The sequence below is a fragment of the Streptomyces sp. NPDC055239 genome, assembly GCF_053606205.1.
Genome location: NZ_JBSGRD010000019.1, coordinates 15,548 through 29,166, shown reverse-complemented (window position 1 = coordinate 29,166; position 13,619 = coordinate 15,548). Strand labels below are relative to the sequence as shown.

Sequence of the window (13,619 nt, the reverse complement as noted above, 5' to 3'; positions counted from 1 at the left end):
CACGACAAGGCGGCAAGTTAGCCCGTCCGACCCAACCATGACAAGGGCGCGCGACCAAGAGGGCCCGCGCCGGTCAGCCCTTCAAGTGCTCCGGGAGCCAACGGAGTTGGACACTCTGCTGGTAGGGGCCGCCTCCCTCATGATCGTTGAAGGAGTACACCTCCATCGAACGCTCCGACCCGGCATAGGAGTTGTGGGCCGCGAACACGGTGGACGGCGGGCACGTCAGGTCCTCGAGAGCCGCCGAGAAGAGGGCGGGCGCCGTGCCGCGCGCGGCGAAGGACACGCCGTCGAAGTACGAGAGCGTACGGAAGACGCGCTCCTCGACGCCGCGCTTCGCCTTCATGTAGAGCGCGATCTCGCGGTACGGCGGCCGGTCGGTGAGGGTCGTCGCACGCGGGAAGTCGCACAGGAACGGCACGTCGGGCGCGATCGCCGCCAGGTCGGGGACAAGCCCCCCGACGGCGAGCGTGATCCCGCCGCCCTGGCTGCCGCCGACCGCGGCGACGCGCGAGGAGTCCACCAGCGGATGCGAACGGGCCGCCTCGACGGCCCGGACGCCGTCGGTGAAGACACGCCGGTAGTAGTACTCGTGGGGGTCCTCGATGCCGCGCGTCATGTAGCCGGGGTAGGCGGGTCCGCTGCCGACCGGGTCGGGGGTGTCGCCCGCCGAGCCGCCGCTGCCCTGGCCCCGGGTGTCCATCACGAAGTGCGCGAAGCCCGCCGCCGACCACAGCAGACGCTCGTGCGGGAGACCACGGCCGCCGCCGTATCCGATGTACTCGACGACGGCGGGCAGCGGCTCGGTCGTCCCTGCGGGCAGTATCAGCCAACCTTTGACGGGGTGACCGCCGAACCCAGCGAACGTCACGTCGAACACGTCGACCGTGCTCAGGTGCGTCTCGACGGGAACGAAGCGCGCGTCCAGGCCGTGCTCTCGTGCCGCCGAAAGGGTCTTCTCCCAGAAGGCGTCGAAATCCTCGGGCTCGTTCACATCAGGCCGGTAGCGGCGCAGTTCGTCGAGCGGCATGTCGAAATGGGGCACGGGCGGCTCCTCCGTCGGACACAGTGTCGGAATGTCACGCTACGCCGCGGGGCAATACTGGCGAACACCACCGGCACTTCCACTACCAGGAGCCACGGCATGAGCAGCACGTCAGCCCAGATCGGTGTCACGGGCCTCGCGGTCATGGGGCGCAATCTGGCACGGAACTTCGCACGCAACGGCTACACCGTCGCCGTCCACAACCGCACGGCGGCCAAGACCAAGGCGCTGGTCGAGGAGTTCGGCCACGAGGGCGAGTTCATCTCCACCGGGACCGCCGAGGAGTTCGTCGCGGCCCTCGAGCGCCCGCGCCGCCTCGTCATCATGGTGAAGGCGGGCGAGCCCACGGACGCCGTCATCAAGGAGTTCGCCCCGCTCCTGGAGCCGGGCGACATGATCGTCGACGGCGGCAACGCGCATTTCGCGGACACCCGGCGCCGCGAGCGTGAACTGCGCGAGCAGGAAATCCACTTCGTCGGCACGGGCGTATCGGGCGGCGAGGAGGGCGCGCTGCTCGGCCCGAGCATCATGCCGGGCGGCTCCCCCGAGTCGTACGCCTCGCTCGGTCCGATGCTGGAGAAGATCTCGGCGAAGGCCGAGGACGGCGCCCCGTGCGTCACCCACGTCGGTCCGGACGGCGCGGGGCACTTCGTGAAGATGGTGCACAACGGCATCGAGTACGCGGACATGCAGCTGATCGCCGAGGCGTATCAGCTGCTTCGCGAGGTGGCGGGCTACTCCCCCGCGCAGATCGCGGACATCTTCCGCACCTGGAACACCGGCCGCCTTGACTCGTATCTGATCGAGATCACGGCGGAGGTCCTCAAGCACGTGGACGCCGCGACGGGCAAGCCGTTCGTGGACGTCGTCCAGGACCAGGCCGAGCAGAAGGGCACCGGCCGCTGGACCGTGCAGATCGCCCTCGACCTGGGTGTCCCGGTGTCGGGCATCGCGGAGGCGGTGTTCGCCCGCTCCCTCTCCGGCCACTCCGAACTGCGCGCGGCGTCAGCGGACTTGGCGGGCCCGACGGCACGTCCGCTGAACGAGTCCGAGGCCGCGGCGTTCGCCGACCAGGTCGAGCAGGCGCTGTACGCCTCGAAGATCGTGTCGTACACGCAGGGCTTCCACGAGGTCGCCGCGGGCAGCGAGGAGTACGGCTGGGACATCGACCTGGGCGCGGTCGCCGCCATCTGGCGCGGCGGCTGCATCATCCGCGCCGCCTTCCTCGACCGCATCCGCGCCGCGTACGACACGCGCGCGGACCTGCCGAGCCTGCTCTCGGACAAGACGTTCGCGCAGGAGATCGGCGCGGCCCAGGACGACTGGCGCGCCGTCCTGGTCGCGGCCACCCAGCAGGGTGTGCCCACGCCGGGCTTCTCGGCGGCCCTCGCGTACTACGACGCGCTGCGCGCCGACCGTCTTCCGGCCGCGCTCACGCAGGGGCAGCGGGACTACTTCGGGGCGCACACCTATCGGCGCACGGACCGCGAGGGTTCGTTCCACACCCTGTGGGGCGGGGACCGCTCGGAGGTCCAGGCCTAGGGCCTGTCCTGGGACTCCCGCCCGCCGTCAGACCGGCTTCGGCTCGGTCTCGGGCTCCGGTCCCGGGGGCGGGAGCGGGGTGGGCGGCGGACCCGGCGTGGGACGCGGCACCGGCCCGGGGCCCGGTCCGGGCGTGGGGCGCTCGGGGTCGGGCACCGGGTTCGGTCCGCCCGGGTCGGGGATCGGGCTCGGCGGCACGGGGTCGGGGTACGGGACGGTCATGTCTCCTCCATCGAGTCGGAGATCGGTCGTGTCCACTCTCTCCCGCCTCGCGTGCCCACGCCTGCCGAGTTAACGCGTCCCCGTGCCGTGCGACCTCAGTCCTGTCTCAGCCCTGGGTACGGCGGAGCCGCACGACGGGAATGTCGCGATCCGTCTTGGCCTGGTAGTCCGCGTAGGGGGCGAACAGTTCTACGAGGCCCGGCCAGACCCTGGCCTTGTCCTCGGCCGACAGAGTCTCAGCGCGGGCGGAGAACCGCTCCTCGGTGCCCACGCGGAGCCGTACGTCGGGCTCATCGACGAGGTTGCGGTACCACAGGGGGTGCTCGTCGGCTCCGCCGTTCGAGGCCACGATGAGGTAGTCGTCGCCGTCGCGGCCGTATATCAGGACGGTGCGGCGCAACTGCCCCGTGCGCCGTCCGCGGTAGTCGAGAAGCAGGCAGGTGACACCCTGCACCCTGGCGCCCTTCGTGCCGCCGGACTCCTCGTACAGACGGGCCTGGTCGGCCACCCAGCCGGTGGGACTGATCACGGCTTCTTCGCCCTGCTGCGCCATGTCCGCTCCTGTGAAGTCGAAGGGGAGTGCGGGAGGTGAGATGTCGTTCACCTCCCGCGATGAGCCTACGACTTGGCGTTCGCGACGCACCGGAGAACGGCCGCGCGCAGTCCGGGGCGCGGGCTGGAGATGACGGGCACGGGGAGCGAGGTGCGATCCGCCGCTTCCGCCATGGACGCCTGGGCGAGGACGACGGAGTCGACGCCGTCCAGGGCGTCGACGGCGTCCGCGATCAGGCGTGCGTGGCCTTCCCGGTCACCGGCTTCGAACCGCTCCCAGGCGCCGTCCACCAGGACCGTCGTGACGTCGACGGGCCGCCCCGCGCGGGCCGCCTCGTCCTCGACGAGGGCGCGGGTCGGGTCCAGGGTGCTCTCCAGGGTGGCGACGACGGCCACGGCCCGCCCCGCGGCCACGGCCGCGGCAGCCATGGGCCGGTCGACCCGCACGAGGGGCACTCCGACGACGGCGGCGCGGGCCTCGGTGACGGCGCCGATCGTCGAGCAGGTGCAGAGCACGACACTCGCCCCTTCGGCGACGGTCCGTACGAGCAGCTCCTGGATGTCGTCGGCCACCGCGTCAGGACCTTCGACGCGGGCCCGCGCGAGCAGGTCCTCGTGGACGAGGTGTCGCAGGACGAACCCGGGATGGTCCTGGTCCCGCAGCCCCTCGAAGACGGGGACGTGCACGGGCGATGTGTGCAGCAGGGCGAGTGTCATCGGCTCTCCTGGAGTTCGTGAACGGAACGCGGACCACGTGCCGTGTCGTGCCGCGTTTCCTCCTCTGTCAGCCGAAGCCGTCGGAATCGACGCGGAGTTTCTGTGCGATGCGGGCGAGGGCCTTCTGGTCGGTCGTGTTGAGCGAGTCGAGGACGATGCGGCGTACGGCGCGCAGGTGCGTGGGCGCTGCCAGGTGCACGATGCCGAAGCCGGCGTCGGTGAGTTCGGCGAGGGTGTAACGACCGTCGTCCGGGTCGGGGGTCCGTACGACCCAGCCGCGCTGTTCGCAGCGTTTGACGACGTTGGACAGGCGGGGTAGCGACCCGCTGGCGAGGAAGGCGAGTTCCCCCATCCGGAGCTTGCGTCGTGGGGCCTCGGAGAGGTGGCTGAGCACGAGGTACTCGAACAGGGTGAGGCCGTGTTCCTGCCGCAGCGGCGACTCCAGCTTCGCGGGCAGCAGCAGGACAAGGGAGATCAGCCCCGTCCATGCCGCCTTCTCCTGCTCGTCGAGCCATCGCAGCTCCTCGTCGTCCTCGTGTTCACCCGCGCCACTCATGGGCCCTCCCGTGCTGCTCATGGATCTTCCCGCCTGCCGACGAAGTCCGTCATCACTTTACGTATGAAGTCAATGCTTGCTAGTATCACTTTACGCGTGAACTCATACACGAGGAACGCGCCCCTATCCGTGGACAGGAAGAGGAAGCATCATGGGCACCGTCACCTTCGGCATCACTCCTGGCTTCGGCGAGAAGCTGCACGAGGCCTTCGGCTACAGCGGGGCCGTCCGCGTCGGCGACCGGGTCGAGATCTCCGGCCAGGCCGGGGTGGATGACGACCTGGCCATCCCCGACTCGCTGGAAGACGAGATCGTCCAGGCTTTCGACAACGTGGAGCGCACGCTCGCCACGGTCGGCGCGACATGGAAGGACGTCATCCACGTCAACTCCTACCACAAGGTCACACCGGGAGATGACGCCATCGGCGACGACCACAACAGGGTCATGGCCGAGCAGTTCCGTCGTCGCCTCGACGGCCGCGCGCCGATCTGGACCGAGACCGGCGTCACGGTCCTCGGCCTCGCCGCCATGCGCGTGGAGATCCGCGTCACCGCCATCGTCGGCTCGGGGAACTGAACCGCGCCTCTTCGCGGCAGGCGGTCACGTCGAATCCGGGGCGACCGCCTGCCGAGCGCCCGTCCTGGACCGCTGCCGACGAGGGGCTCAACTCCCGCACCGTCGCGGGGATCCTGGACTCCGGTCCCGCCTCGCCGAGGTCGAGAAGCGGTCGGCCGACCACGACGACACATCGGGTGGGGGACAGTGGCCTGATCTCGGCCCGGTGCATCGCCCGGATTCCGGACGGCAACTGCCCTTCGCTGACCTGTGAGTTCATTCGCGGGTCACCTCTCGGCCATATTTTGCACAGCCTTAACTCACTAGCTCTTCAGCAACTACTGCAAAGCGAAAGAAAAATAAGTTCTAGGGGCAACCAAGTGGCCGGAAGGTGGTGCACATCGCGGCCCAAGAAGGCGCACCCTGTGGTGAGTTCACTCAGGTCCGTACCAGGCAGCGTGTTTTGGGTGCGGCGTTCGTCGAGGGGAGTCCATGCAATGGTGCGCGGCAGGGCGAAGGCCGAACGTCTCGCGATGGAGGCGTCCGAACGGCTGCTGTCGGCCGGTCGACTGCTGTCGCGGGCGCCTACGACGCCGGACGGACGGGCGGTCATCCGCCACGATCAGACGGTCAACGACGCCCCGTACCGGGCGCGTTGGGCGCACGACAAGGTGGTGCGCTCCACACACGGGGTGAACTGCACCGGCTCGTGCTCGTGGCAGGTGTACGTGAAGGACGGACTGATCACCTGGGAGACCCAGGCGACGGACTATCCGTCGGCGGGGGCCGACCGGCCCGATTACGAGCCACGCGGCTGTCCGCGTGGGGCGTCATTCTCTTGGTACACATATTCGCCCACACGCGTGCGCTATCCCCAAGCCCGCGGAGTACTCGTCGATATGTTTCGTTCCGCAAAGCAGAAGCATGGCGGGGATCCGGTGGCGGCCTGGGCGGAGATTACGTCGGACCCCGAGATGCGCCGCCGTTATCAGTCCGCCCGAGGCAAGGGCGGACTGGTCAGGGTGGGGTGGGACGAGGCAATGGAAATTGCCGCGGCGGCCCATGTCCACACCCTCCAGGAGCACGGTCCTGACCGGATCGCGGGGTTCTCCCCGATTCCGGCGATGTCGATGGCCTCGCACGCGGTCGGCGCGCGGTTCATGTCGCTGATCGGCGCGCCGATGCTGTCGTTCTACGACTGGTACGCGGACCTGCCGATCGCCTCGCCGCAGGTCTTCGGCGACCAGACGGACGTACCGGAGTCCGGGGACTGGTGGGACGCCGCGTATCTGATGCTGTGGGGTTCGAACGTCCCTGTGACCCGGACGCCGGACGCGCACTGGATGGCGGAGGCCCGCTATCGGGGGCAGAAGGTCGTGGTCGTCTCCCCCGACTTCGCGGACGCCACGAAGTTCGCCGACGAGTGGCTGCACCCGCATCCGGGCACGGACGGCGCCCTCGCCATGGCCATGGGGCACGTCATCCTGCGTGAGTGCTTCGTCCAGCGGCGGGTGCCCTACTTCACCGACTACGTGAAGCAGTTCACCGATCTGCCGTTCCTCGTCGCTCTGGAGGAGAAGGAGACCGGCTCGTACACGCCCGGCGCCTTCGTGACGGCGCGGGACCTGGATCTCGCGAAGGGAGCCGGGGCGGCGGCACGGCGGTGGATGCCGGTCCTCTTCGATGCGAAGTCCCAAGCGGCGGCAGTGCCGGGCGGGACGCTCGGTGACCGGTGGGCCAAGGAGAGCGAGGGACGCTGGAATCTCGATCTCGGCGACCTGGAGCCGATGCTGACGCTCCGCGAGCACACCGGCTCGTCGCCGGCCTCGGTGGTGCTGCCGCGCTTCGACGAGGAGGGCGCGGTACTGCGCCGCGAGGTGCCCGCCGTGCGGGTGGGCGGGCGTCTGGTGACGACGGTCTTCGACCTGATGCTGGCGCAGTACGGGGTGGGGCGCACAGGGCTCGGCGGCGAGTGGCCCACCTCGTACGAGGACGCGTCGACGCCCTGCACTCCGGCCTGGCAGGAGGCGATCACGTCGGTGCCCGCAGGGGCGGTGGTGCGTGCGGCGCGTGAGTTCGCGCGTACCGCCGAGCAGACCAAGGGCCGCTGCATGATCGTGATGGGGGCGGGGACGAACCACTGGTTCCACTCCGACACGATCTACCGCTCGTTCCTCTCCCTGCTGCTGCTCACCGGCTGCCAGGGCGTCAACGGCGGCGGCTGGGCCCACTACGTGGGTCAGGAGAAGGTGCGTCCGTACGCGGGATGGCAGCAGTTGGCCACGGCATCGGACTGGGCACGCCCTTCGCGGCAGATGGCAGGCACGCCGTACTGGTATCTCCACACCGATCAGTGGCGCTACGAGAAGTTCGCCGCCGATGGCCTCGCCTCCCCGACCGCGCCGGGCGGTCTCGCCGGGCTGCACACCGCGGACCTGGTGGCCCGCTCGGCACGCCAGGGCTGGATGCCGTCCTACCCGACCTTCGACGCCAACCCCCTGGAACTGGGGCGACGCGCCCACGAGGCGGGCGGGGACGTGGGGCGCTGGGTGGCGGGCGAGCGCGACGCGGGGCGTCTGGAGTACGCCTGTGAGGACCCGGACGATCCCGCCAACTGGCCACGTGTGCTCACCGTCTGGCGCGCCAACCTGATCGGCTCATCGGCCAAGGGCAACGAGTACTTCCTGCGTCACCTGCTCGGCGCCGCCGACAACGCGAGTGCCCAGGAGGCCGCGCCCGGCGACCGGCCCAGGGAGGTGACCTGGCGGGACGAGGCGCCGCGCGGCAAGCTCGACCTGCTGCTCAGCCTCGACTTCCGGATGACGTCCACGACGCTCCTCTCCGACCTCGTGCTGCCCGCCGCCACCTGGTACGAGAAGCACGACCTGTCCAGCACGGACATGCACCCCTTCGTGCACGCCTTCTCACCGGCCATCGACCCGCCGTGGCAGGCGCGTACCGACTTCGAGATCTTCCACGGCCTCGCGGCCGCCGTGAGCCGCCTGGCGAAGGGACGTCTGGAGAGCGCACACGACCTGGTGGCCACGCCGCTGCTGCACGACACCCCCGGGGAGGCGCCGCCGGAGGGACCCACCCTTCCGCAGTTCACGCTGGTGGAGCGGGACTACACCGCCATCGCCGACAAGCTCGCCGCGTACGGCCCGGTGCCCGACGAACTGGGTGTGACGGTCAAGGGAGTCACCGTGCAGCCCGACGCGGAGCGCCAGTGGCTGGCCACCCGGTGCGGCACAGCTGCCCGGGGTGCCGCGCTGGGGCGTCCGCTGCTCGACACGGACGTCAAGCTGTGCGAGGCGATCCTCGCCCTGTCCGGGACCACCAACGGCCGGATCGCCGCGCAGGGATTCCACCGGCTCGCCGAGCGCTGCGGTCCCGAATCCGGCCTGGACGAGCTCGCCGCGCATGTCGCCGCACGCCGCGTGGAGTTCTCCGACACCCAGGCCCGTCCTGTCCAGGTCGGCGCGAGCTTCGAGTGGTCCGGCAAGGAGGGCCACGACCGGCGCTACTCCCCGTTCACGATCAATACCGAGCACCGCAAGCCCTGGCACACGCTCACCGGCCGCCAGCACTTCTATCTCGACCACGAGTGGATCGCCGAGTACGGCGAGCAACTTCCCGTCTACCGGCCGCCTTTGAACCTCGCAGCCCTCGGTGAGCAGCCCTCCCCCGCCGAAGGCCCTGACCGGTCGGTGACCGTGCGCTACCTCACCCCGCACTCCAAGTGGTCCATCCACTCCGAGTACCAGGAGAACCTGCTGATGCAGACACTGGCGAGGGGCGGCCCCGTCATCTGGATCAGCGTCCAGGACGCCGAGGCGATCGGCGTCGCGGACAACGACTGGATCGAGGCGGTCAACGCCAACGGCGTCGTGGTCGCCCGCGCGGTCGTGTCCCATCGCATGCCGCCCGGCACGGTCTTCATGTACCACGTGCAGGAACGCCTGGTGAACGTGCCGAAGTCGGAGGCCACCGGGCGGCGCGGCGGGGTCCACAACGCCCTCACCAAGCTCCTGATCAAACCCACCCATCTCATCGGCGGGCACGCCCAGTTGTCGTTCGCCCCCAACTACTACGGCCCCACCGGCAATCAACGCGACGCGGTCACCGTCATCCGCCGTCGCTCCCAGGAGGTTCAGTACTGATGCGTGTGATGGCACAAGTGGCCATGGTCATGAACCTCGACAAGTGCATCGGCTGCCACACCTGCTCGGTCACCTGCAAGCAGACCTGGACCAACCGGACCGGCACCGAGTACGTCTGGTTCAACAACGTCGAGACCCGTCCAGGACAGGGCTACCCCCGGGGCTACGAGGACCAGGACAAGTGGCAGGGCGGCTGGAAGCTCAAGCACGGCCGCCTCGTCCCGCGCAGCGGAGGCCGCGCCCGCCGTCTGGCCCGCCTCTTCTCCAACCCCGAACTGCCCACCCTGGACGACTACTACCAGCCCTGGACGTACGACTACGACAACCTGCTCTCCGCCCCGCTCGGCGACGACGTCCCCACCGCCCCGCCCCGGTCCCTGATCGACGGCCGTCCCACGCAGGTCACTTGGGGGCCCAACTGGGACGACGACCTGGGTGGCGGCCCCGAACACCTCGCGGACGACCCGGTGTTGCGCAAGATGAACGAGAAGGTGCGCCTGGAGTACGAGCAGGCTTTCATGTTCTACCTGCCGCGGATCTGCGAACACTGTCTCAACCCGTCGTGCGTCGCCGTCTGCCCGTCGGGCGCGATGTACAAGCGGATCGAGGACGGCATCGTCCTGGTCGATCAGGACCGCTGCCGGGGCTGGCGGATGTGCGTCAGCGGCTGCCCGTACAAGAAGGTCTACTTCAACCACTCCACCGGCAAGGCCGAGAAGTGCACCTTCTGCTATCCGCGCATCGAGGCGGGCGAGCCGACCGTCTGCTCCGAGACCTGCGTCGGCCGTCTGCGCTACCTCGGTGTCATGCTCTACGACGCCGACCGGATCGGCGAAGCCGCAGCGGTGGAGAACGAACACGATCTGTATCAGAGCCAGTTGGACTGTTTCCTCGATCCCGGCGACCCCGAGGTCGCGGCGGCCGCAGAGGCGTCCGGTATCCCGCACGACTGGATCACCGCGGCCCGCCGCTCCCCGGTGTACGACCTCATCAGCCGCTACCAGGTCGCCCTGCCGCTGCATCCGGAGTACCGCACCATGCCCATGGTCTGGTACATCCCGCCGCTCTCCCCTGTCGTCGAGACGCTCACCGCCACCGGGCACGACGGCGAGGACCCGGCCAAGCTGTTCGCCGCCATCGACTCGATGCGCATCCCGCTCGCCTACCTCGCCGAGCTGTTCACCGCCGGCGACCCCGCACCGGTCGAGGCTGCCCTGTGCCGACTTGCCGCCATGCGCGCCTATATGCGGCGCGTCAACCTCGGCGAGGAGAAGGACCCCGCCATCGCCGGCGCCGTCGGCATGGAGTCGCAGGAGATCGAGGCCATGTTCCGGCTCCTGGCCCTCGCCAAGTACGACGAGCGCTACGTCATCCCCACCAGCTACACCACCCCCACACCCGGCGACGACCCCGGCGGATGCAGCCTGGACGGCGCGGGCGGGCCCGGCATGTACGACGCGGACGCCTTCCACGCCCCGCTGATCACGGACACGCCGCCGCAGGCCGAGCACGCGGGAACCTCCCTGCGCGACCGGGTCAACCTCCTCAACTGGAACGGACGCGGCCGCCCCGACGGCCTCTTCCCGAACGGCAAGGAGCGCAAGGCGTGAGCGATACCGCCCCACTGATCCACCAGGCGGCCTCCCTGCTGCTGCTCCACCCCGACGAGGACTGGCCCGGCCGTCTCTCCCTGGTCTCCGGAGAGCTGACGGGCCGACCCGGCGACGAGGCCGCTCTGCTGCGGGCGTTCTGCACCGCCGTAGCGAACACCCCGGTGCTCGACCTGTCCGCCCGCTACATCACCACCTTCGACCGCAGCCGCCGCCGTACCCTCCACCTCACGTACTACACCGACGGCGACACGCGCCGCCGCGGCGAGTCCCTGCTGCACTGGCGGCGGCTCTACGTCAGTCACGGCTGGCAGCCGCCGGCCGACGAACTCCCCGATTTCCTGCCGCTGGCCCTGGAGTTCGCCGCCCGCTGTCCCAAGGCGGGGAGGGACGCTCTCCAGGATCACCGCGCCGCACTCGAACTCCTCCGTCTGGCCCTGCGCGACCACAAGAGCCCCTACGCCGACGTCCTCGAAGCCGTCTGCCGCACGCTGCCCGGCGCCTCGCCCGCGGACAGGGCCGCCGCCCTGCAACTCGCCCGCTCGGGACCGCCCACCGAAACCGTCGGCCTCCTGCCCTTCCCGCAGCTCGCCCCGCACCTACAGGAGGCACCTCGGTGAACCACCTGCATCTCGCGCTGTGGGGCGTCCTGCCCTACCTCACCGCCACCCTCATGATCGTCGGCACCGCGTGGCGCTATCACTACGACCGGTTCGGCTTCACCACCCGCTCGAGCCAGCTCCACGAGAACCGCCTCCTGAGCATCGGCGGACCGCTCTTCCACTACGGCCTGCTCTTCGTGGTCGCCGGTCACGTCATCGGCCTGCTCATCCCGGAATCGCTCACCGACCGCGCCCACGTTCCGGAGTGGCTCTACCACGCCAACGCCCTCCTCGTCGGCGGCACCGCGGGCCTGGCCACCCTCTCCGGCCTCGCGATCCTCCTGTGGCGCCGCCTGCGCGTCCCCGCCGTCCGCGTCGCGACCAGCCGCAGCGACCGTGCCGTCTACCCCGTACTCACCGCCGTCCTGCTCGCCGGGCTCACCGCGACGGCCACCACCCTCCAAGCCCACCCCTACGACTACCGCCAGGGCGTCTCCCTCTGGTTCCGCTCCCTGTTCACCCTGGCCCCGGACGTTCCCGCCATGGCCCACGCCCCGCTCGTCTACCAAGTGCACGCGCTGCTCGCCATGACCCTGTTCGCCCTGTGGCCCTTCAGCCGACTCGTCCATGCCTTCACCGCGCCCGTCGGCTATCTCCTGCGGCCCTACGTCGTCTACCGGTCCCGCGGGGCACGGGCCGCCACGGTCACCCGCCGAGACCTCAACCGGCCCAGCGCCCCGTCAGGAAGGTGAGGGTGACGACCGTCGTGAGCGGGGCGCCCAGGCACAGGCAGATCGTGGTGAACCGCGGGCGGCGCAGGCTCCAGTCGGCCAGGACGATCCAGAGCGGCCACCACACGAGGGTGGCGCGGGGAATGGACATGTACCAGTACGAGGTGCCCAGGGCCCAGAGGTTGAGGGCGAGGTAGAGGGCTTCGGGCCAGCGGCGGCGCCGGATCAGCAGGGCGAGGAGCAGCAGGCCTACGGCCATGGCGAGGAGTTCGGCCTGGAACATTCCGGCGTATCCGGTGGTCTGGACGTGGGAGAAGGCGACGTCCCAGGTGCGGGACCACGCCTCCCACGGGGTGTGGAACACGCGGTGCCAGCCGCGTTCCTGTGCGTGCTGCCAGGCCATCCAGTCACCGGTGTGCGCGTGCAGGTACGCGCTGTAGAGGGCGGCCGGGAGCGCGGGCAGAGCCAGCCACGGCAGTGAGCGCCAGCGCCGGTGGGTGCGGGAGGTCAGCACGAAGTGCAGGGCGATGGCCGCGGCCAGGAAGAGCCCGGTGACCCGGACGGTGCTCGCCAGGGCCGCCAAGGTGGCGGCGAGTGCCCAGTCATGCCGCTGGGCAGCGAGCCAGGCGGGCAGCGCGAGGGCGAGGAAGAGGGCCTCGGTGTAGCCGACGGCCAGGAACACGGCACACGGTGAGAGCAGCAGGAACAGGGTGGTGCGTCGGCCGGCGGACGGGTGCGCCAAGTGGAGACGGGCGATCCGGGCAAGGGCGAGGACGGCTACGGCCCCGGCGACGAAGGAGAGCAGCAGCCCGGCCACGGTCCAGTGCGGCACCACGAGATGGACGGCGCGCAACAGGAGCGGAAAGCCGGGGAAGAAGGCCTCCCGGTTGTCCCAGTCGCTGAGTCCGGGCCCGGCGCCGCCGGGGAAGTAGCCGTCCCGCGCGATGTGCACGTAGTGGGCCCAGTCCCAGCGCTCGAAGGGAGCGAGGACGCTGTCGGGGTGCCGGGTGTCCGGCTTGGCGGGGTAGAGCCAGCGGGCGCAGTAGGCGGTGATCCAGACGGCCACGCGCGTCAGCAGGTACAGCCACAGCACTTCGCGGTCGGCGGGCGAGAGGCGCAGGGTGGCACGGTCGGCGGGCAGGGGTGGCCGGGGCTGCTCCGGCGGCTTGCTGTCGGGGTGTACGGGGACTGCCGGGCGCTCGGAGGGCCGCGTGACCGAAGAGGATATGAAAGGTGACATAAGGGACCCTTCCGGGTGAGTGCGGGCATGCGGCATCGGCCGGTGGGACCCGCCGGGTCACGGGGTGTCGGTACAGAGGGTGTAGA

At 70.1% G+C, this 13,619-nt stretch carries 13 protein-coding genes; 6 read left to right on the top strand and 7 right to left on the bottom strand.

Features of this window, described 5'->3' with window-relative positions; translation table 11 throughout:
• Positions 1–73 precede the first annotated feature (73 nt).
• A complete protein-coding gene (locus ACWFRJ_RS40365) occupies positions 74–1,045 on the bottom strand; it encodes an acetylxylan esterase (protein ID WP_453543213.1) in 972 nt (323 codons plus the stop codon).
• Positions 1,046–1,144: 99 nt separating this feature from the next.
• Here ACWFRJ_RS40365 and gndA point away from each other — a divergent pair, with 99 nt between their 5' ends.
• A complete protein-coding gene (gene gndA / locus ACWFRJ_RS40360; protein ID WP_453543210.1) occupies positions 1,145–2,587 on the top strand; it encodes an NADP-dependent phosphogluconate dehydrogenase in 1,443 nt (480 codons plus the stop codon).
• A 27-nt stretch (positions 2,588–2,614) separates the two neighbouring features.
• On the opposite strand, the gene ACWFRJ_RS40355 is transcribed toward gndA, so the two are convergent.
• The 4 genes from ACWFRJ_RS40355 to ACWFRJ_RS40340 form a co-directional block, all read right to left on the bottom strand.
• Positions 2,615–2,809 carry a hypothetical protein gene (locus tag ACWFRJ_RS40355; RefSeq protein ID WP_453543207.1) on the bottom strand — a complete coding sequence of 65 codons (195 nt, stop codon included), beginning with the start codon at positions 2,807–2,809 and terminating at the stop codon, positions 2,615–2,617.
• 106 nt (positions 2,810–2,915) lie between these two features.
• The gene (locus tag ACWFRJ_RS40350; RefSeq protein WP_453543204.1) at positions 2,916–3,362 is read right to left on the bottom strand and encodes a nitroreductase family deazaflavin-dependent oxidoreductase; all 447 of its coding nucleotides are present in this window, start codon (positions 3,360–3,362) and stop codon (positions 2,916–2,918) included.
• Positions 3,363–3,427: 65 nt separating this feature from the next.
• A complete protein-coding gene (locus ACWFRJ_RS40345; RefSeq protein WP_453543201.1) occupies positions 3,428–4,078 on the bottom strand; it encodes an aspartate/glutamate racemase family protein in 651 nt (216 codons plus the stop codon).
• 67 nt (positions 4,079–4,145) lie between these two features.
• Positions 4,146–4,655, bottom strand: coding sequence for a MarR family winged helix-turn-helix transcriptional regulator (locus ACWFRJ_RS40340; RefSeq protein WP_453543198.1), 510 nt, complete (start codon positions 4,653–4,655; stop codon positions 4,146–4,148).
• A 130-nt stretch (positions 4,656–4,785) separates the two neighbouring features.
• Here ACWFRJ_RS40340 and ACWFRJ_RS40335 point away from each other — a divergent pair, with 130 nt between their 5' ends.
• Positions 4,786–5,211 (top strand): Rid family hydrolase, encoded by a 426-nt coding sequence (locus ACWFRJ_RS40335; protein ID WP_453543195.1) that lies wholly within the window; start codon positions 4,786–4,788, stop codon positions 5,209–5,211.
• On the opposite strand, the gene ACWFRJ_RS40330 is transcribed toward ACWFRJ_RS40335, so the two are convergent.
• Positions 5,183–5,470, bottom strand: coding sequence for a hypothetical protein (locus tag ACWFRJ_RS40330; RefSeq protein ID WP_453543192.1), 288 nt, complete (start codon positions 5,468–5,470; stop codon positions 5,183–5,185). The genes ACWFRJ_RS40335 and ACWFRJ_RS40330 overlap by 29 nt on opposite strands.
• Before the next feature lie 217 nt (positions 5,471–5,687).
• On the opposite strand from ACWFRJ_RS40330, the gene ACWFRJ_RS40325 reads away from it, so the two are divergent.
• Genes ACWFRJ_RS40325 through narI form a run of 4 tightly spaced genes read left to right on the top strand, consistent with a single transcriptional unit; the run spans position 5,688 to position 12,314 of the window.
• Positions 5,688–9,350: a nitrate reductase subunit alpha gene (locus tag ACWFRJ_RS40325; protein ID WP_453543189.1), complete on the top strand. Its 3,663-nt coding sequence runs from the start codon at positions 5,688–5,690 to the stop codon at positions 9,348–9,350.
• Positions 9,350–10,960 (top strand): nitrate reductase subunit beta, encoded by a 1,611-nt coding sequence (narH, locus tag ACWFRJ_RS40320; protein ID WP_453543186.1) that lies wholly within the window; start codon positions 9,350–9,352, stop codon positions 10,958–10,960. The genes ACWFRJ_RS40325 and narH overlap by 1 nt, the downstream gene beginning before the upstream one ends.
• Positions 10,957–11,580: a nitrate reductase molybdenum cofactor assembly chaperone gene (gene narJ / locus ACWFRJ_RS40315; protein ID WP_453543183.1), complete on the top strand. Its 624-nt coding sequence runs from the start codon at positions 10,957–10,959 to the stop codon at positions 11,578–11,580. Before narH ends, narJ begins: the two co-directional genes overlap by 4 nt.
• Positions 11,577–12,314 (top strand): respiratory nitrate reductase subunit gamma, encoded by a 738-nt coding sequence (gene narI / locus ACWFRJ_RS40310; protein WP_453543180.1) that lies wholly within the window; start codon positions 11,577–11,579, stop codon positions 12,312–12,314. Before narJ ends, narI begins: the two co-directional genes overlap by 4 nt.
• Here the strand turns inward: narI and ACWFRJ_RS40305 are convergent.
• Positions 12,283–13,533, bottom strand: coding sequence for a mannosyltransferase family protein (locus tag ACWFRJ_RS40305; protein WP_453543177.1), 1,251 nt, complete (start codon positions 13,531–13,533; stop codon positions 12,283–12,285). The two genes, narI and ACWFRJ_RS40305, sit on opposite strands and share 32 nt — an antisense overlap.
• Positions 13,534–13,619: the final 86 nt, after the last annotated feature.